Consider the following 19,958-nt stretch of genomic DNA (forward strand, 5'->3'; position numbering starts at 1 on the left):
TGCCAAAAAGTTTCGTCGATCACTGAATGTTCACGTCGACGCTGGCCGGCAGATCGATGCGCATGAGGGCATCAACCGTCTTCGGCGTCGGGTCGAGGATATCGATCAGGCGCTTATGCGTGCGCATCTCGAAGTGCTCGCGAGAGTCCTTGTACTTGTGGGGAGAACGAATAACGGCGTACACGTTCTTTTCAGTGGGCAGTGGCACAGGGCCGACAACACGGGCGCCTGTGCGGGTGACCGTCTCCACGATCTTGCGTGCAGACGCATCGATCGCCTCATGGTCATAGGCCTTGAGCCGAATGCGGATTTTTTGTCCCGCCACGCTAATCCTCTTCCTCGCTTGTCCCACATCGAATTCGAGTGGTGGGAATCGCTTTCATGTTCTCTATAACGTTGTCCGGCCGGTCAGTTGGGGCTGGTCGCAACGCCAGTGTTACTTGTCGGTTTCTCACAAAGTAGGAAAGAAAGTTGGGTGCATGATGCAAACATCACGCCCAGTGCTTTGTATCCCTACGTGCTAGTTCCGCTTCCCCCTAGTTCACACTGGATGAGAGCGAGACGATGACCGTAGTTATCCAAGCTGGAAGGGATTGTTCATCCGGTTTCCATACTGCCGCTGTTTACTTACCATGCCCCTTCTTCGCGATCCGGTCTCCGCGCAACCTTGTGCGCGGACTCCATCTCTACGGCCGCATCCGAAGATGCGACAGAAGGTGGTTCATGCTTGCCCTACCAGCGTCGGCCAACCTCTATCCACCCTGCTAGAGGGCAGTTTTGAGGCGCCGCCGTGTTAAGGCAACTCAAGTATTAAAACACAGAGCTCCCGATAAGCGCAAGTAGTTGCTACTTTTCCGCTCCGCGGCACGCTTATCGACGCCGCCCTCCCCTCGCCCTCACGCCCCGCCCGAGAAGCTATGAACACTGGGCGATGTAACGCTTCGTACCCCGCGCGCGTTTCAGCTTATGTGCCGTCTACATCGCGGCGCGCGACCGTCTACCTATTCCGCCGTGCCTTCGTGCCCTCCAGGGCGACATCACCCCACGCCCCTCGGGACGTGGTCGCCCGGCACGGCGCTAACGAACAGAATGAAATTAATGAAGCCCTCCTCCCTTTTCGCCACTGTTGCCGCCGGCATCATGGCCGCAGCCGCCGTTTTCGCTCCTGCCGCCAGCGCCACCACCCACGCCGGTGATTCTATTTTGATGGACACCGCCGATGGCACCTATGGCTGTACCCTCACCGATATTCGCCACGACAACAACGGCCGCGCCTGGGGCGTCACTGCTGGCCACTGCTTCGAGGAAGCCGATGTCGTCTCCGTGCGCTCCGCCGGCGATAACCAGGTGCTCGCTACCGACGCCGAATTGGCTGAGCTCAAGACCTTCTACGGCCACAATAACGAGCTTCTTCCCCCGCAGGTAGAAGACGTTGCGGTATTCCCACTCGCCGCTGACGTGGACTATGACACCACCACTATCCACTCCTATTCGCACCACCGCCCCATCCTGAGCGAGCTGGTCAAGGGCAATCCCTTCTACGATGCATGGAACTCCCCGTGGGAGCTCGGCGAGCCGCAGGCCATCACTCCTGATCTCGTCGGCCGTACCGTCTGCCAGGAAGGCGGCTCCTTGGGCCGTACCTGTGGCGTGATCGTCTACTCCGATCCCGAGTCCTCCACCGTGGTGGCCATTGTGCCCACCATCCAGGGCGACTCCGGCGGCCCGCTGCACGTGGCCGGCCCGGACGGAAAGCGCCACGTCATTGGCGCCCTGTCCGGCGGCACCATCCTGCTCGTCAATTCCTTCTCGGACCCGAGCCATTTCCCGCTGTTTGGCTAAATAGCGCCGCGCGACCGCGTACCTCGCCCCCGATCATCCCTGCGATGGTCGGGGGTTTCGTTGTGTTTATCCCGTGTCGTTCGGATGTGGGTAAACCGCACAGAATTCCACTAAGAACATTGAAGAATAGCGATATGAGGTGTAAAAGGCGTTCTTTTTTCGCCTATTTTTCTTCGTTACTGAACTGATACCTAGCGAAGGGTGCCAAACCAGCAGGGTAGGTCTAAGATGGCGAGGGCGGCCTTAATTATTAAGTCCGCACGCATGCCGAACACCGTCGGCCCTGCATACTGGGCCGTCTCACCGAAGGATTGATTCTCTGGTGAGAAAGGATCCGGCATAGAATTTTCGATACTTTATACAAAGGAGAATTTCTCATGGCTGAGAACGAGAAGAAGACCGGCACCGACATCGACGTCAAGAAGGATTCCGTTTTGGACACCCAGCGCGGCCGCACCAGCATCGACGACGTCGTCGTCGCCAAGATCGCTGGCATCGCTGCCCGTGAGGTCTCCGGTGTGCACGACCTGGGCGGCGGCGCTGCTCGTATGGTTGGCGCTCTGCGCGACTCCTTCAACGCTGGCACCGACGTTCGCCAGGGCGTGGACGTTGAGGTTGGCGAGACCGAGGCTGCTGCCGACGTCGCCATCATCGCCGAGTACGGCGTAGCCATCCACGAGCTGGCTGAGGCTATCCGCCAGAACGTTATCGACGCTATCGAGTCCATGACCGGCCTGAAGGTCACCGAGGTCAACGTTGTGGTTCACGACGTCAACCTCCCCAAGGACGAGAACGAGGACGAGGAAGAGTCCGCCGCTCCTCGCGTCAACTAAACGCGACTGCGAACAGCCTCATCAGCGTTCATAACCATATGTCTCATACACCGCATCGTCTTGACCAGACACACGCGGCAGAACTGAGCGATGCTCTCCTCGGAGTGGACGGGGTTGACTCCCTCCACTCCGGGCGATACGGGCAGATTGCGCTTCTTTATCCCGGTGTTCGTTACCCGGGTTTGGCTCAGCGCACGTCCGATAATGGCGACCAGCGACTGGAGATCCATCTCGTGGTCACCCAGGATGCCCTCTCTGATCTACAGGGCGTGGCACAACGGTGCCGCGAGGTTGCATCCCCTTATGTTTCTGGCGCTATCGATGTCACCATCGCCGACGTCGCCGCGTAGCGGGTTCACCCCTTCCCAGGGCGTGGACCCCACATCATTTCTAGACTTCAAGGACACATTCCATGAGTAAATTTCAACTCGGAATCGTCATTGGCCTCGCGCTTGCCTTCGCTGGCATTGTCGGCGGCTTCGGCGGTTTCTTCCTTGCGCTCGCGCTGGGCGCCCTCGGCGGCGTCCTCGGGTCCCACTTCGGTGGCGAGATCGACCTGCGACGCGCATTCGACTCCGTGAACAATCGCGGAAGGGGATAGCACGTGACGGCCCCCAGTACTACTGATGGCCGCGGCCGCACCAGCATCGACGAACGCGTCACTCGCACGATCATCCTCGAAGCGCTGAACGCTGTCCCCGGCACAGTGAAGCTCGAGCGGCTCGGCCGCCGCAGCTTCCCGCGTATCGACGCCCTCGTGGACAACGAGTACCGCACCGTCTCTGTGGAGGCCTTCATCGCCTGCTCCTTCCCTGCCCCAGTGACCTCTGTGGCAGAGATGGCCCGCCGCGCTATCGCCGGCGCGGTGAAGACCTATCTCGACTACGAGTGTGAATCAGTCTCCGTGGTTGTTGGCACCGTGGTCCGTGGCGAACAGCGACTCTCTCTCGAGGAGCTACGCCACTACGATCCCATCCCCACCCCCGTGGAGCTGGTGAATCGCCGCCCCGAAAAGCTGACCGCCATCACCACCGCTGACTATTACCCCGGCGTAAAAGGCCGCGAGGTGAGCGTCGATAAGCACAGTGCTGCGCTCGCTGAGATCGAGGTAGCTGAGCGTTCCCCGCTGCAGCCCATCGAGGTCAATCGCAGCGCCGAGCCGCGTCCGGTACGCGCGCCGCAGCGCCAGGAGCCGATCGTGGTGAAAGCTCCCAAGAGCATCACCGCGGTGCCGGTACAGGCGCCGAAACGCGCCACCCCGCACTCGCCGCGTGTCCGCCCGCGCCCCGATATCACTCCGGTGCGAGTGAACACGGTGCCCGTGCGTCCGGCGCAGCGCCCGCAGCCGACCGAGCCCTTCCACCCCAGCGCTCCGAAGCGCGCCGCACTGACACCAGTGCAGGCCCGCCGCGTGCCCGTGGTGGAGGTGCGTGCGCCGAAGCCGATCGAGCCTTACCGCCCGAGCGCGCCGAAGCGTCCGCGTCTTATCGAGCCGCGTCGTAACCCGCAAAAGCCCACCATCCGTCCTGTGGTTAATCCCACTGCGGTGTACCAGCCCAATCCCCAGCAGAGGAGGTCCGCACGATGAAAGCACAACCCGCAGCCCGCGGAGTAGCGATCTTCATCGGCCTGCTCCTCGTCGCCGCCGGCGCTATCGCCGGCCGGGAACTTTGGGTCCTGCTCTCCGATACCAACCAGAGCAGCTGGATCGAACCCGTGCTGAATTATCTGCGCGATGTCGATCAGTGGGCCACGTGGATGTTTGCAGTCGCCGGGGCGTGCGCCGCACTTGCCCTGATCCTGCTGTTTATCGCATTCAAGCCGCGCTCCACCACGCACCTCGAATACAGCTACGGTGATACCACCCTGCATATTCGTCGCGTGGACTTCGCCCGCCTGCTCACCGCCACCGCCCTCAGCATTCCTGGGGTGCGCGCCGCAGAGAGCACCGTGCGGAAGAAGAAGGCAGGCGTGCAGGTACAGACTGACTTCGCCGACGAAGCCATGCTGGACAAGCTGCGCGCGGAAGAGGAGAAGCACGTTCATGCCCTCTCCTCCTCCATGAAGCTGAAGATCACCACTCACAACGACGGAAAGGAAAGCTAGATGACTACCCGCCTTTCTTTTATTGACCGTCTCGTGGTGTTCCTCGTAGCTCTGCTCCTCGGCGCCTTCGCTGCCCCGTTTATCGGTGCGCTTTTCGACGCCCAGTGGGCCCAAGACATCTTCGCATGGCTGGACATCCCCAATTGGCCCGACGCCGTGGAGGGCACCGGCTGGATCATCGGTCTGGCCGTGACCATCGCCGTGGCCGTCCTCATCGGATTGCCGCTGATCATCGCCAACCTGCGCACCCATCGTTTCTCCCGAGGCACTGCCTCCCGGGATTCGGTAGAGGCTGCCGGCACGGGACTCGGCGGTACCGAGGATCTGCACGGTCGCATTAGCGTCGAGGTCGCTGACCTCGCCGATGCCGCCGCAGACTCCATCGAGACCATCGACGGCGTGGAGCGCGTCCGCACCAAGGTGTACTTCGATCGCTCCGAGCCCACCATGCAGTTCACGATCCTGGCGAAGCCGGCCTCGCTCCACAGCGGCCTGCTCCCGGAGCTCGACTCCATCCGCCACAGCCTCGACGAGGCTCTGCCGGAAACCAAGATCGCGATCCGCTACATCCTAGAGATGCTGCCGAATCAGCGCCGCATCTCCACCAATAGCACCGTCTAGGAGCCCTCGGGCTTCCTCAGATGGTGGTGTTGTACCACCAGCGCCCCTCTCGCTACGGCGAGCAGGGGCGCTGCTGCGTCTCTGGCCCGCACACCGCAGCTGCGGCGGCCCGCGCGTGCAGTGCGTACTCCCCTTGCGTCACAGTGCCCGCCGCGAGGCTGCGCCTGTGCGCCGCGCAGCCGCGATGGTGTGGGGGCATGGTCCGCCGCACATGCGCGTGGGCGATGCTCTCTGCGTATTTCTCTCTCGTGGTGACCCCTGGGAACCACCAGCAACCACTCAGCGGCGCTGAGATACCCCGTGGCGGCTGCATGGGCGTGCTGGGCCATCTCCCTCTGCCGTGTCCACACTGGCACCGCGCCACAGGATGGTGCGCGGGGCACGTGACTGCTGCGCTGGTGCGAGCGGCGGCGTCCGGGCATGAAAAATCCCCCTAGGAGAACCTAGGGGGATTAGTTCGCTCTAGCGAGCAGCTATGTGCCGGCTAGGAGGCGAGGATCATTACTTGATGATCTTGGTAACGCGACCAGCGCCCACGGTGCGGCCACCCTCACGGATAGCGAAGCGCAGACCCTCGTCCATGGCGACGGGCTGGATCAGCTCGACGGACATGTCAACGTTGTCGCCAGGCATAACCATCTCGACACCGTCGGGAAGCTTCACGACACCGGTAACGTCGGTGGTGCGGAAGTAGAACTGCGGACGGTAGTTGTCGAAGAACGGGGTGTGGCGGCCGCCCTCGTCCTTGGACAGGACGTAGACGGAACCCTCGAACTGGGTGTGGGGGGTGTAGGCGCCCGGCTTGGCCACAATCTGGCCACGCTCGACGTCCTCGCGCTTGGTACCACGCAGAAGCAGACCACAGTTGTCGCCAGCCTCGGTGTAGTCCATCATCTTGCGGAACATCTCGATACCGGTGACGGTGGTCTTCTGGGACTTCTCGCGGATACCCAGGATCTCGACCTCGTCGTTGACCTCGAGCTTGCCGCGCTCCACACGACCGGTAACCACGGTGCCGCGGCCGGTGATGGTGAAGATGTCCTCGATCGGCATCAGGAAGGGCTTGTCGGTCTCGCGGACCGGATCCGGGATGAAGTCATCGCAAGCCTGCATGAGCTCAGCAACGGAGTCAACCCACTTCTGGTCGCCCTCGAGAGCCTTCAGAGCGGAGATGTGAACGATCGGTGCTTCCTCGTCGTACTCCTGGTCGGCCAGCAGCTCGCGGACCTCCATCTCGACGAGCTCGACGATTTCCTCGTCATCCACCATGTCGCACTTGTTCAGTGCAACGAGGATGGAGGGCACGCCAACCTGGCGAGCGAGCAGCACGTGCTCACGGGTCTGCGGCATGGGGCCGTCAGTAGCGGCAACCACGAGGATTGCGCCGTCCATCTGAGCAGCGCCGGTAATCATGTTCTTGATGTAGTCGGCGTGGCCCGGGGCGTCCACGTGTGCGTAGTGGCGCTTCTCGGTCTCGTACTCAACGTGAGAAACGTTAATGGTAATACCGCGCTCGCGCTCCTCGGGGGCGTTGTCAATCGCCTCGAAAGCGGAAGCCTCGTTCAGCTCCGGGAACTTCTCTGCCAGAACCTTGGTGATAGCTGCGGTGGTGGTGGTCTTACCGTGGTCGACGTGACCGATAGTACCGATGTTTACGTGCGGCTTGTTACGCTCGAACTTAGCCTTTGCCACTTCTGTGTCCTCCTGGACTTCGCGGTGGCTACGACTCTCGCAGCCACAAGTTGTTTGCTATTTCCTCATTGGCTCAATGCGGTTGCATCTCGCTGAAGAAGATATAGCGGGTCATTTATTGCCAGTTACATGATAATAGGTGTGGTGATGGCAGATTTCAAACCATCCTCACTTCCATTCCGGCCCATCGCCACCATCGTCCTTCGTCCCTGATGGATAAGGATATGGGTGCGTGTGGGCCAACGCAGGTAACGGCCTGCTCAACGGGTCTCTCATGGATAGAGTGCCCGCTCAGCGGGCCGTTACCCGCAGTTCCCGGCTAGGTCTGGCATAAACCTAGCTGGAAACCAGGGCACAGCCGGAGCTTAGGCGCCGGTGCGCTCGGCGATGATGTCCTGCGCCACGTTGGTGGGAACCTCTGCGTAGGAATCGAAGATCATCGTGTAGTTAGCACGACCCTGAGTCTTCGAACGCAGGTCACCGACGTAACCGAACATCTGGGACAGCGGAACGAGGGCCTTGACAACCTTCGCGCCGGAGCGGTCGTCCATGGACTGAACCTGGCCACGGCGGGAGTTGATATCGCCAATAACCTCGCCCATGTACTCCTCGGGGGTGATGACCTCGACGGCCATCAGCGGCTCGAGCAGTGCCGGCTTTGCCTTGGCAACAGCTTCCTTCAGCGCCTGGGAACCGGCGAGCTTGAAGGCCATCTCAGAGGAGTCAACCTCGTGGTACTGGCCGTCGAGCAGGGTGGCCTTGATGTTCACCAGCGGGAAGCCAGCGAGGAAGCCGTACTGCATAGCGTCCTGGATACCGGCGTCCACGGAGGGGATGTACTCCTTCGGGATGCGGCCACCAGTGACCTGGTTGTCGAATGCGTAGGTTGCGGACTCGCCCTCTTCGAGCTCCTCTGCATCGGGTGCGTAGGGCTCGATGGAGATGATGACCTTCGCGAACTGACCGGAACCACCGGTCTGCTTCTTGTGGGTGTACTCGAGCTTCTCCACGGGCTTGCGGATGGTCTCGCGGTACGCCACCTGCGGGGCACCCACGTTGGCCTCAACCTTGAACTCGCGCTTCATGCGGTCCACCAGGACGTCGAGGTGCAGCTCGCCCATACCGCCGATGACGGTCTGGCCGGACTCCTCGTCCAGGTTCACGGTGAAGGTCGGGTCCTCTTCGGCCAGCTTCTGGATAGCGGTACCCAGCTTCTCCTGGTCGGCCTTGGACTTCGGCTCGATGGCCACCTGGATCACGGGATCCGGGAAGTCCATGGACTCGAGGATGATCGGGTCATTGGCGTTACAGAGAGTGTCACCAGTGGTGGTCTCCTTCAGGCCAATGAAGGCGTAGATGTTACCAGCGTGTGCCTTCTCAACAGGGTTCTCCTTGTTGGCGTGCATCTGGAACATCTTGCCCACGCGCTCCTTGCGGTCCTTGGTGGAGTTCAGGACCTGCTCGCCCGGCTCGGCGGTACCGGAGTACACGCGGATGAAGGTGAGCTTACCGAAGAACGGGTGCGCTGCGATCTTGAAGGCAAGAGCGGACAGCGGGGCATCGTCGGAGGGCCTGCGGGTCAGCTTGACCTCTTCCTCGCCCACCTTGTGGCCCACGACCTCGCCCACGTCGAGCGGGTTCGGCAGGAAGTCCACAACAGCGTCGAGCAGCGGCTGGACACCCTTGTTGCGGTAGGCGGTACCGCAGTACACGGGGTAGATCTCGGAGTTGACGGTCATCTTGCGGATGGCGCCCTTGATCTCGTCCATGGTCAGCTCTTCGCCGCCGAAGTACTTCTCCATGAGCTCTTCGTCGGACTCAGCCACGGCCTCGAGCAGCTTCTCGCGGTACTCCTCGGCCTTCTCCTGCAGATCGGCCGGGATCTCCTCGACGGTGGCTTCGGTACCGATATCGGTCTTGCCACGCCAGGTGAGGGCCTTCATCTCGAGCAGGTCGACGACGCCGTCGAAGTCGTCCTCAGCACCGATCGGGAGCTGCATAACGAGCGGCTTCGCGTTCAGGCGGTCCACGATGGTCTGGACGGTGAAGTAGAAGTCCGCACCCATCTTGTCCATCTTGTTCACGAAGCAGATACGCGGAACGTCATACTTTGCAGCCTGACGCCACACCTGCTCGGACTGCGGCTCAACGCCTTCCTTGCCGTCGAAGACAGCAACAGCGCCATCGAGCACGCGCAGGGAGCGCTCCACCTCAACGGTGAAGTCAACGTGACCCGGGGTGTCGATGATGTTGATCTGGTTACCCTCCCAGAAGCAGGTCACTGCTGCGGAGGTAATGGTGATGCCGCGTTCCTTCTCCTGCTCCATCCAGTCGGTGGTGGAGGCACCGTCGTGGGTCTCGCCGACCTTACGGTTAATACCGGTGTAGAACAGAATACGTTCGGTGGTGGTGGTCTTACCGGCATCGATGTGGGCCATGATGCCGATATTGCGGACCTTCTTTAGATCCTTAAGCACTTCTTGTGCCACAGTAAATCCCCAATTGTTGGTTGGTGTAGGCCGCCAAATGGCGCCCTGAGTGGATACAGTTGTCTCATTCTCAGCTATCCGCGCGAGCGTATCGCCCGTTAGCTAGTCGACGCCATCTCTATGGCGGCTCATCGCCCGTGCTGTTCGGGCTCGCCCCCACCAGTGAGATGCCAAGCATCTCCCAGTGGGGCGCCCATCAAGCAGGACACGAAAAATGACACTACCAGCGGTAGTGGGCGAATGCGCGGTTAGCTTCAGCCATCTTGTGGGTGTCCTCGCGGCGCTTCACGGAAGCACCGAGGCCGTTTGCGGCGTCGAGGATCTCATTAGCGAGACGATCAACCATGGTGTGCTCGCGGCGCTGACGGGTGAAGGTCACCATCCAGCGGAGCGCGAGAGTGGTTGCACGGCCGGGACGAACCTCGACCGGAACCTGGTAGGTGGCGCCACCCACGCGGCGGGAACGAACCTCGAGGTCGGGCTTGATGTTTCCAACAGCCTTCTCCAAGGTGCCCACCGGATCGGTGCCGGTCTTTTCCTTGCAGATCTCGAGAGCGCTGTAGACGATGCGCTCAGCGGTGGACTTCTTGCCGTCCAGCAGAACCTTGTTGATCAGCTGGGTGACGAGCTCGGAGTTGTAAATCGGGTCCTTAACTACAGGACGTACAGGTGCCTTGCCCTTACGCATATTTTACTTCTCCTTCTTCGCACCGTAGCGGGAACGTGCCTGCTTGCGGTCCTTCACACCCTGGGTGTCAAGTGCGCCGCGCACGATCTTGTAACGAACACCGGGGAGGTCCTTCACACGACCACCACGCACGAGCACCATGGAGTGCTCCTGCAGGTTGTGGCCCTCGCCCGGAATGTAGGCGGACACCTCGATACCGGAGGTCAGACGCACACGGGCGACCTTACGAAGTGCGGAGTTCGGCTTCTTCGGGGTGACGGTGTACACACGGGTGCACACGCCACGGCGCTGCGGAGAGCCCTTAAGAGCCGCGGTCTTCACCTTTGCGGTCTTATCATGTCGGCCCTTGCGGACCAGCTGCTGAATAGTTGGCATGAACTTCTTTCTGTATCTGACTAGCGCGTCGAATAGACAGCTACCTGGATTCCCATGGTGAGGCTATGGTGCTGGAGCTACTCCACAAGGACATCACCGGCGGCCGCAGGAGGCGTCCGCCTAGCAGTCCCTCAGTGAACACTGCGGGCTTGCGCCCACTGTGCCCTCTACGCAGTCTTCGGGTGTTCTCTTTATTTTTTCCTTGCCATCGCAACCCGGCGATGAAAGAGCCAATAATCAAGACACGGCAAACCCAGTCAGCCGCTCTCGCTGGCCTACTGGGTGGTGTGTCAGGGATGGTTCTTGCAGCACACAGGCACTGTATGGCAAGCCGCCCAAAAAATCTTTTTCAAGCTTGGGCAAGTATAGTTCACACCCATCCCACAATCAAGCGCCCCACCTGCAGAATCGCTGAGCACCGCTTCCCATCGAGGAGTAATTCCGCGGCTTAGCTCTTGGTGTGCGCGCTATCTTTGAGCTCCCGAGCAAGCGCCGTGAGCGCCTCTTGCCCGGATTCATAGCTGCCATCCTTAGGCTCGGCCATGATGGCGATCGGCAGGTCCTGGTTATCGGGGCCCAGCACGATCCCGAATTGGCGCACGAGATAGCGCCCAGCATCATCGGGGCCCCAGCCGCCCTTGAAACGCGGTTCGGGCAGGACGGCAAGCCCATAGGGCTGGTGCTCAGCACTATCACCCATGGCCTCGTAGGTGGTTTCTGCCCCTTCCAGGGTGGGCAGGCTGGCACCGAAACGCACCTGATCCTTCAACGCCCACTCGGTCTGGCCATAAGGGGTGAATTGGCCCTGGTGGAAGGCGTTGTAATCGGTCTCGGTATCGCCGCCATCGCGCAGCACCTCGTTGGCCGCGAGGGCCGCTTCTTCCCCACCGCCGATGGCATTCCACAGAATCTCTGCCGCGGCATTGTCCGAGACCGCGATAGCTGCCTCCACCACACTCGGATCAGCCACACCGGCGCGCTCGGCGGCAATGGCGATGGCCACCTTGGAGGTGGACCATGCGGCTCCCGTGGTGAGGCTGCCATGCACCTCGCCATCGACGGCGATACCCACGGGGCCATAGCGTTTCTCTAGCTGCGAGACAGCGTCGTCAAGCGCTGCATGATCGATGCGCGGAACCTCGGCGCGAGTGGATGAGGAGGAGGGCCGTGAACTCGAAGAACTGGACTCTGTGACGGGGCTGTCGGGGTCCATACCGATGGTGCAGCCGGCGAGGGCGCACGCCGCGATCACCGCCATTCCGCCGCGCAACGGCCATAAAATTCTCATATCTCACCTTGTCTGTGTGCTCCGGGTTCGGCACTAGCTTAGACCGTAGGTGTCGTAACACACAGAACAGCCCTCCTACCCATTCCGGCCGTCCTCATACTCAGCGGTGATGGGAGGGCTCCTCTCCCACTTTGAGGAGCCGCTCCCCGCCGAACTAGGTGACGGTGATGAAAGGTAGAAGGGCTGTGTACTGATGCAGACCGAGGGCCGAACTAGGCGTGGTAGTTCGTATCCTCCAGCGGCACATTGGCGCCGGTGAACTCCTGGTAGCTTCCGTCCGGATCGTAGATCGCATCGCCGAAGGGCGAGATCGAGTACGCCGGGCTGCTGGCGGCTTCGGTGGGCTTGACCGCAATGTTGCGGTAGCGCGAAATACCGGTGCCGGCCGGGATCAGCTTACCGATGATCACGTTCTCCTTGAGGCCAATGAGCTTGTCCGAGCGCTTATTAATAGCGGCATCGGTGAGCACACGGGTGGTCTCCTGGAAGGACGCGGCGGACAGCCACGACTCGGTAGCCAGCGAGGCCTTGGTGATACCCATGATCTCGCTGCGGAGCTGTGCGGCCTCGCCGCCCGACTTGCGGGCCTCGAGGTTGGCAGCCTTCGCCTCGGAGAGGTCCACCAAGGTACCGGGAAGGAACTCGGTGGAGCCGGACTCGATCACGGTGCCGCGGCGCAGCATCTGGCGGATGATGATCTCGATGTGCTTATCGTGGATCGCCACACCCTGGGTGCGGTACACCGCCTGCACCTCATCAATAAGGTGCTTTTCGACGCCGCGTCGGCCGAGGTGCTCGAGCACATCGTGCGGATCGGCCGGGCCGCGGAGCAGGCGCTGACCCACTTCCACTCGGTCACCTTCGCGCAGGGTGCGCTCGATGGTGGACTGCGGGTTGGACTCCATGGGTACGCGCACCTGGGCCAGGCCCTGACGCTTGGAGAGCTTCTCGTAGACCACATCATCGGAGCCGTCGTCCGGCACGATGGTGAGGGTGTAGAAGTTACCGGTGTCTTCCAGCTTGACGGAACCAGCCACCGAGGCGATTGGAGCACGGTTCTTCGGCACACGGGCCTCGAAGAGCTCCTGCACACGGGGCAGACCGCCGGTGATGTCGCCACCGACACCACCCTGGTGGAAGGTACGCATGGTCAGCTGGGTACCGGGCTCACCAATCGACTGGGCGGCGATAATACCGACAGCCTCGCCGATCTCCACCTGCTTACCGGTGGCCATGGACTTGCCATAGCACTTGGCGCAGACGCCGGCCGGAGTTTCACAGGTGAGCACCGAACGCAGCTTGATGACCTGGATGCCGCCATCGATGAGGGTAGTCACTTCCTCTTCGCCGATGTAGGTACCGGCGGGCAGCACAACCTCGCCCTCGTCGGTGGTGGCATCGGCGGCGAGCACGCGGCCATACACGCTGGTCTCGTTGAGCGGATCCGGGGTGTAGCCGGTGATCTCGCCGGCAGCATCGGTGACCGGCTCGGAGATGGCCACGCGAATACCCTGGCGGGTCTCGCAGTCATCCTCGCGCACAATCACATCCTGGGCGACGTCCACCAGACGACGGGTCAGGTAACCCGAGTCGGCGGTACGCAGCGCGGTATCGGCCAGGCCCTTACGGGAACCGTGGGAGTTGTTGAAGTACTCGAGCACCGACAGGCCCTCACGGAAGGAGGTCTTGATCGGGCGGGTGATGTAGTCACCCTTCGAGTTCACAACCATGCCCTTCATACCGGCCAGGGTCCAGATCTGACGCATGTTACCGGCGGCGCCCGACTTCACGATCATCGGAATCGGGTTCTCGTCCGGGTAGAGGTCCTCCACGGCCTGACCCACGGTGTCGGTGGCGTCCTTCCACAGCTCCACCAGACGGTCGTAGCGCTCACGCGGGGTGAGAGCACCCTTCTCCCAGTACTTCTTCTCGATCTCTCGGGCCGAGGCCTCGTAGCGCTCGAGAATCTCGTGCTTGTTCGGAAGCACCAGCACGTCGGACATGGTGATGGTCACACCGGAGCGGGTTGCCCAGTAGAAACCAGCGTCCTTCATCTTGTCCATGGTCTGGGCCACGGTGATCATGGGGTACTTGGCAGCGAGATCGTTAATCACATCGCCGAGCATGATCTTGTCCTGGCCGCCACCCTTACGCACCATGATGCCCTCAAGGTACGGGTAGTTCCACGGCAGCAGCTCGTTGAACATGATGCGTCCCAGCGTGGTGTGGGCGGTCCACACCTGGCCGGGCTGCCAGCCATCGGGGAAGTGCTCCGCCTCGACCTCGGCGGTCGGGCGCAGGTGCGAGATACGCACCTTGATCGGGGCCTGCAGCCCCAATACGCCACGGTCGCGGGCCATGATGGCCTCCGCGTAGGAGGAGTACACGCCCTGCTCGGGGCCATCCTCGGTGGCAGCGCTGTAGGCGCCTTCGCCACCGAGCTGATCCGGGGTCTTCTCCAGGGTCAGGTAGTACAGGCCGGTCACCATGTCCAGACGCGGCATAGCCAGCGGCTTACCGGAGGCCGGGGACAGGATGTTATTCGAGGCGAGCATCAGGATGCGGGCCTCGGCCTGAGCCTCGGCGGACAGCGGCAGGTGCACAGCCATCTGGTCACCGTCGAAGTCGGCGTTGAAGGCCTCACAGGCCAGCGGGTGCAGCTGAATAGCCTTACCCTCGACGAGCACTGGCTCGAAGGCCTGAATACCCAGGCGGTGCAGGGTGGGGGCGCGGTTAAGCATCACCGGGTGCTCGGAGATGGCCTCTTCCAGCACATCCCACACCTCGGGGCGCTGGCGCTCCACCATGCGCTTCGCGGACTTGATGTTTTGGGCGTAGTCGTGCTCCACCAGACGCTTCATCACGAAGGGCTTGAACAGCTCCAAGGCCATGAGCTTCGGCAGACCACACTCGTGCAGCTTCAGCTGCGGACCAACGATAATCACGGAACGACCGGAGTAGTCCACGCGCTTACCCAGCAGGTTCTGACGGAAGCGGCCCTGCTTGCCCTTGAGCAGGTCAGACAGAGACTTCAGCGGACGGTTGCCCGGGCCGGTGACGGGGCGGCCACGACGGCCGTTGTCGAAGAGCGCGTCCACGGACTCCTGCAACATGCGCTTCTCGTTGTTCACGATGATCTCGGGCGCGCCGAGATCGATCATGCGCTTGAGGCGGTTATTGCGGTTGATCACACGACGGTAGAGGTCGTTGAGATCCGAGGTGGCGAAGCGGCCACCGTCGAGCTGCACCATCGGGCGCAGCTCCGGCGGGATCACCGGGATGCAGTCGAGCACCATGCCAGCCGGATCGTTACCCGAGCGCTGGAAGGCGGCAACCACCTTCAGGCGCTTGAGGGCACGCATCTTCTTCTGGCCCTTGCCGTTATTGATGATCTCGCGGAGGCTCTCGGCCTCGGCGTCGAGGTCGAAGTTACGCACGAGGGTCTGGATGGCCTCGGCGCCCATACCGCCGGTGAAGTAATCCTCGTAGCGATCGACGAGCTCTTCGTAGATGGTCTCGTCGATGATCATCTGCTTCGGGGCCAGCTTGGTGAAGGTCTGCCAGATCTCGTCGAGACGATCGATCTCCCGCTCGGCCTTCTCGCGGATATGCTGCATTTCCTTCTCGGCAGCATTCTGCACCTTGCGGCGGGCATCGGCTTTCGCACCGGCCTCTTCCAGCTCCGCGAGGTCCTCTTCCATCTTCTGAGCGCGCTCAGCGATCTCAGACTCGGCATCGGCCTCCACGTCCTTCTTCTCCAGCAGCATCTCAGCTTCCAGAGTGGTCAGGTCGGCGTGGCGTGCCTCATCGTCCACCGAGGTGATGATGTTGGCAGCGAAGTAAATAATGCGCTCCAGGTCCTTCGGAGCGAGGTCCAGAAGGTAGCCCAGGCGAGAGGGAACGCCCTTGAAGTACCAGATGTGAGTCACGGGCGCGGCCAGCTCAATGTGGCCCATACGCTCGCGGCGCACCTTGGACTTGGTCACCTCAACGCCGCAGCGCTCACAGATGATGCCCTTGTAGCGGACGCGCTTGTACTTGCCGCAGGCGCACTCCCAGTCGCGGGTAGGACCGAAGATGCGCTCACAGAAGAGGCCGTCCTTTTCCGGCTTGAGGGTGCGGTAGTTAATGGTCTCCGGCTTCTTGACCTCGCCTTTGGACCAACGACGGATATCGTCGGCGGTGGCCAGACCAATACGGAGCTCGTCGAAGAAGTTGACGTCGAGCACGCAAACTCCCTTTCCCCCACGCGGTGGTGGGGTGTCGTAGTTTTTGTAAAGAACTTGAAGTGTCAGTTTCTTGCGCTTATTCCCCGAGCTCGCGGCGTGGCCTGTGGCCGCGCCGGAGCTGGTGGGAATGAAAGCACCGTATTTTTAGGCGATGTCGTCCGAGCGCTCGTCGCGAGAAAGGTTGATGCCCAGGGAGGCACCGGCCTGATCGAACTCATCATCGTCGGTAGTGCCCAGCTCCATCGGAGTGCCATCGGCGGAGAGAACCTCCACGTTCAGGCACAGCGACTGCAGCTCCTTGAGCAGCACCTTGAAGGACTCGGGGATGCCAGGATCGGGGATGTTATCGCCCTTGACGATCGCCTCGTAGACCTTCACACGACCCACCACGTCATCGGACTTGATGGTGAGCAGCTCCTGCAGGGTGTAGGCGGCGCCATAGGCCTGCATAGCCCACACCTCCATCTCACCGAAGCGCTGGCCACCGAACTGTGCCTTACCGCCCAGCGGCTGCTGGGTGATCATGGAGTACGGGCCGGTGGAGCGGGCGTGGATCTTCTCATCCACCAGGTGGTGCAGCTTCAGCATGTACATGTAGCCGACCGAGATCGGGTGCTGGAAGGGCTCGCCGGAACGACCATCGAAGAGTCGAGCCTTGCCGTCGCCGTCGATGAGTACATCGCCATCGCGGTTCGGGCGCGAGTTGGCCAGCAGACCAGCCAGCTCCTCGTTGGAGGCGCCGTCGAACACCGGGGTCGCGGTGAGCGAGTTGGCGGGAACGTCGTACAGCTCCTCGGGGAGAGTCTTGAGCAGCTGGGCGTTCTTCTCGTCCTCGGGGTCGATCTTCCAACCAGCGGCTGCCAGCCAGCCCAAGTGCACCTCGAGCACCTGACCAATGTTCATACGACGGGGCACACCGTGGGTGTTCAGGATGATGTCCACCGGGGTGCCATCGGCCATGAAGGGCATGTCCTCGGCGGGCAGGATCTTGCCCACCACGCCCTTGTTACCGTGGCGGCCGGCGAGCTTATCGCCGTCCTGGATCTTGCGCTTCTGAGCCACGTACACGCGGATCATCTCATTCACGCCCGGGGAGAGATCGTCGTCGTCCTCGCGGGAGAAGCGACGCACGCCGATAACCTTGCCGGTTTCACCGTGCGGCACCTTCATGGAGGTGTCGCGCACCTCGCGGGCCTTCTCACCGAAGATGGCGCGCAGCAGGCGCTCCTCCGGGGTCAGCTCGGTTTCACCCTTCGGGGTGACCTTGCCCACCAGGATGTCGCCGTCGCGGACATCGGCGCCGATGCGCACGATACCGCGCTCGTCGAGGTCCTTGAGCACATCCTCAGAGACGTTCGGGATCTCGCGAGTGATCTCCTCGGCACCGAGCTTGGTGTCGCGGGCATCGATCTCGTGCTCCTCGATGTGGATCGAGGTCAAAACGTCCTCTTCCACCAGACGCTGGTTGAGGATGATGGCGTCCTCGTAGTTGTGGCCTTCCCACGGCATGAACGCAACCAGCAGGTTGCGGCCGAGGGCCATTTCGCCCTCGTGGGTGCCGGGGCCGTCGGCCAGCACTTCGCCTTCTTCCACACGCTGCCCGAGGTTCACCAAGGGGCGCTGGTTGTAGCAGGTGCCCTGGTTGGTGCGCTCGAACTTGCGCAGCATGTAGGTCTCGCGGGTGCCGTCATCAGCCATCACGGTGATGAAGTCGGCGCAGACGTTCTCGACCACGCCGGCCTTGTTGTTGATCACCAGGTCGCCGGCGTCATAGGCGGCGCGCAGCTCCATACCGGTGCCCACATAGGCGGACTCGGAACGCACCAGCGGCACAGCCTGACGCTGCATGTTCGCACCCATGAGGGCACGGTTGGCGTCGTCGTGCTCGAGGAAGGGAATCATGGCGGTCGCCACCGACACCATCTGGCGCGGGGAGATATCCATGTAGTCCACGCCCTCAGGACCCACGACCTCAATGTCGCCGTCCTTCACGCGCACCTCGATGCGGGAGTCGAGAATCGTGCCCTCCTCATCCACGCGGAGAGAGGCCTGCGCCACGGCGGCGCGATCCTCTTCATCGGCGGTGAGGTAAACGATTTCGTCGGTGAGCTTGCCGTCCTCCACCTTGCGGTAGGGGGTTTCGATGAAGCCGAAGTGGTTCACGCGGGCATAGCAGGAGAGCGAACCGATCAGACCGATGTTCGGGCCCTCAGGGGTCTCAATCGGGCACATACGGCCATAGTGAGACGGGTGCACGTCGCGCACCTCAATGCCGGCGCGTTCACGGGACAGACCACCCGGGCCGAGCGCGGAGAGACGACGCTTGTGGGTCAGACCAGACAGGGAGTTGTTCTGGTCCATGAACTGCGAGAGCTGAGAGGTGCCAAAGAACTCGCGGATGGCAGCCGACACGGGGCGCACGTTGATCAGGGAGGTCGGAGTGATGGACTCCGCGTCCTGGGTGGTCATGCGCTCGCGGACCACGCGCTCCATACGGGACAGGCCCACGCGGACCTGGTTCTGGATGAGCTCGCCAACGGTACGCAGACGACGGTTACCGAAGTGGTCGATATCGTCGGTATCGATCGGGATCTCCACGCCGTCCGGGGAGACCATGGAGGTCTCGCCGGCGTGCAGGCGCACCAGGTACTCGATGGTGGTGGCGATGTCCTCTTCGGTGAGGGTCATCGTGCGCTCATCAGCACCGGTGAGGCCGAGCTTGCGGTTGACCTTGTAGCGGCCCACCTTGGCCAAGTCATAACGCTTGGGCTTGAAGAAGCTATTGTCCAGCAGGGACTGCGCGAGATCGCGGGTCGGCTGCTCGCCCGGGCGCTGCTTGCGGTAGATCTCCAGCAGTGCCTCATCGGTGTTGGAGACAGTGTCATTCTCCAAGGTGGACATAATCAGCTCGGAGAAACCGAAGCGCTCCGTGATCTGCTCGGTGGTCCAACCAAGGGCCTTGAGCAGCACGGTGACGGGCTGACGACGCTTACGGTCGATACGCACGCCGACGCTATCGCGCTTATCCACGTCGAACTCGAGCCATGCGCCACGGGAAGGAATAACCTTCACCGAGTGCAGGGGACGCTCGGTGGACTTATCGATGGTGCGATCGAAGTACACACCGGGAGAACGCACGAGCTGCGAGACCACGACACGCTCGGTGCCGTTGACGATGAACGTGCCACGGTCGGTCATCATCGGGAAGTCGCCGATGAAGACCGTCTGGGACTTGATCTCCTGCGTTTCATTGTTAATGAACTCGGCTGTCACATACAGCGGAGCGGAGTAGTTGATGTCCTTATCCTTGGACTCATCAACGGTGTTCTTCACGTCCTCGAAGCGCGGCTCCGAGAGCGACAAAGACATGTTGCCGGAGTAGTCCTGAATCGGGGACAACTCTTCCAGGATGTCCTCAAGACCACTGGTAATACGGGCACCCTCGGGTGCCTCGGCCTGTTGACGGGCGCGCCACTCGGGCGTGCCAATAAGCCAAGCAAAGGATTCGAGCTGTAGGTCGAGTAGACCCGGCAGCGCGATGGGCTCCTGAATTTTCGCGAATGAATATCGCTTCGGAGCTCCGGGGATTTCGGCCACTGACTTGGTCTGGCGGGAGACTGCCAAGATGCGTCCTTCCAGCACCTCACGCGACAACTACAGGGATGTGCTTCAGTGTGTTAATAGTGGGACACACACCAATGCCTAGCCCCGAGCCGCCGCTAACTTTGAGCATTTCGGTCTGCTATAGGAACCTCGCCCAACCGGCCGCGATAGCACTAAACGACCTTGTCAATT

General features: G+C 61.8%; 15 protein-coding genes. 7 read left to right on the forward strand and 8 right to left on the reverse strand.

Annotated features, from left to right (window positions below):
• Window positions 1-19: 19 nt before the first annotated feature.
• Complete coding sequence (gene rpsJ / locus KR227_RS06710) at window positions 20-325, reverse strand: 30S ribosomal protein S10 (protein ID WP_003854291.1); 306 nt, start codon at window positions 323-325, stop codon at window positions 20-22.
• A gap of 773 nt (window positions 326-1,098) precedes the next feature.
• On the opposite strand from rpsJ, the gene KR227_RS06715 reads away from it, so the two are divergent.
• The 7 genes from KR227_RS06715 to KR227_RS06745 all read left to right on the forward strand — a co-directional run bounded on the left by KR227_RS06715 (window position 1,099) and on the right by KR227_RS06745 (window position 5,402).
• A complete protein-coding gene (locus KR227_RS06715; protein ID WP_218364541.1) occupies window positions 1,099-1,842 on the forward strand; it encodes a trypsin-like serine protease in 744 nt (247 codons plus the stop codon).
• A 377-nt stretch (window positions 1,843-2,219) separates the two neighbouring features.
• On the forward strand, window positions 2,220-2,675 hold the full coding sequence (locus KR227_RS06720) for an Asp23/Gls24 family envelope stress response protein (protein ID WP_218364542.1): 456 nt from the start codon (window positions 2,220-2,222) through the stop codon (window positions 2,673-2,675).
• A 38-nt stretch (window positions 2,676-2,713) separates the two neighbouring features.
• Window positions 2,714-3,025, forward strand: coding sequence for a hypothetical protein (locus KR227_RS06725; protein ID WP_151549463.1), 312 nt, complete (start codon window positions 2,714-2,716; stop codon window positions 3,023-3,025).
• Between the two features lie 62 nt (window positions 3,026-3,087).
• A complete protein-coding gene (locus tag KR227_RS06730) occupies window positions 3,088-3,276 on the forward strand; it encodes a hypothetical protein (RefSeq protein WP_218364543.1) in 189 nt (62 codons plus the stop codon).
• Between the two features lie 3 nt (window positions 3,277-3,279).
• The gene (locus KR227_RS06735) at window positions 3,280-4,263 is read left to right on the forward strand and encodes a hypothetical protein (protein ID WP_218364544.1); all 984 of its coding nucleotides are present in this window, start codon (window positions 3,280-3,282) and stop codon (window positions 4,261-4,263) included.
• Window positions 4,260-4,781, forward strand: a complete 522-nt coding sequence (locus KR227_RS06740) for a DUF6286 domain-containing protein (RefSeq protein WP_151549460.1) — start codon at window positions 4,260-4,262, stop codon at window positions 4,779-4,781. The genes KR227_RS06735 and KR227_RS06740 overlap by 4 nt, the downstream gene beginning before the upstream one ends.
• Entirely contained in the window at window positions 4,782-5,402 is a 621-nt protein-coding gene (locus KR227_RS06745; protein ID WP_218364545.1) for a hypothetical protein, read from the forward strand.
• 501 nt (window positions 5,403-5,903) lie between these two features.
• On the opposite strand, the gene tuf is transcribed toward KR227_RS06745, so the two are convergent.
• The 7 genes from tuf to KR227_RS06780 form a co-directional block, all read right to left on the reverse strand.
• Window positions 5,904-7,094, reverse strand: coding sequence for an elongation factor Tu (gene tuf / locus KR227_RS06750; RefSeq protein WP_151528970.1), 1,191 nt, complete (start codon window positions 7,092-7,094; stop codon window positions 5,904-5,906).
• Window positions 7,095-7,459: 365 nt separating this feature from the next.
• On the reverse strand, window positions 7,460-9,583 hold the full coding sequence (gene fusA, locus KR227_RS06755; RefSeq protein WP_218364547.1) for an elongation factor G: 2,124 nt from the start codon (window positions 9,581-9,583) through the stop codon (window positions 7,460-7,462).
• 220 nt (window positions 9,584-9,803) lie between these two features.
• On the reverse strand, window positions 9,804-10,271 hold the full coding sequence (gene rpsG, locus KR227_RS06760; RefSeq protein ID WP_151528972.1) for a 30S ribosomal protein S7: 468 nt from the start codon (window positions 10,269-10,271) through the stop codon (window positions 9,804-9,806).
• A gap of 3 nt (window positions 10,272-10,274) precedes the next feature.
• Window positions 10,275-10,646 (reverse strand): 30S ribosomal protein S12, encoded by a 372-nt coding sequence (rpsL, locus tag KR227_RS06765; RefSeq protein WP_151528973.1) that lies wholly within the window; start codon window positions 10,644-10,646, stop codon window positions 10,275-10,277.
• Between the two features lie 448 nt (window positions 10,647-11,094).
• Entirely contained in the window at window positions 11,095-11,934 is an 840-nt protein-coding gene (locus KR227_RS06770; RefSeq protein ID WP_218364549.1) for a hypothetical protein, read from the reverse strand.
• A gap of 212 nt (window positions 11,935-12,146) precedes the next feature.
• A complete protein-coding gene (locus KR227_RS06775; protein ID WP_218364551.1) occupies window positions 12,147-16,163 on the reverse strand; it encodes a DNA-directed RNA polymerase subunit beta' in 4,017 nt (1,338 codons plus the stop codon).
• A gap of 144 nt (window positions 16,164-16,307) precedes the next feature.
• Complete coding sequence (locus tag KR227_RS06780) at window positions 16,308-19,805, reverse strand: DNA-directed RNA polymerase subunit beta (RefSeq protein WP_218364553.1); 3,498 nt, start codon at window positions 19,803-19,805, stop codon at window positions 16,308-16,310.
• Window positions 19,806-19,958: the final 153 nt, after the last annotated feature.

The sequence above is a fragment of the Corynebacterium sp. TAE3-ERU30 genome (genome assembly GCF_019209925.1).
GTDB classification, from domain to species: domain Bacteria; phylum Actinomycetota; class Actinomycetes; order Mycobacteriales; family Mycobacteriaceae; genus Corynebacterium; species Corynebacterium megadyptis.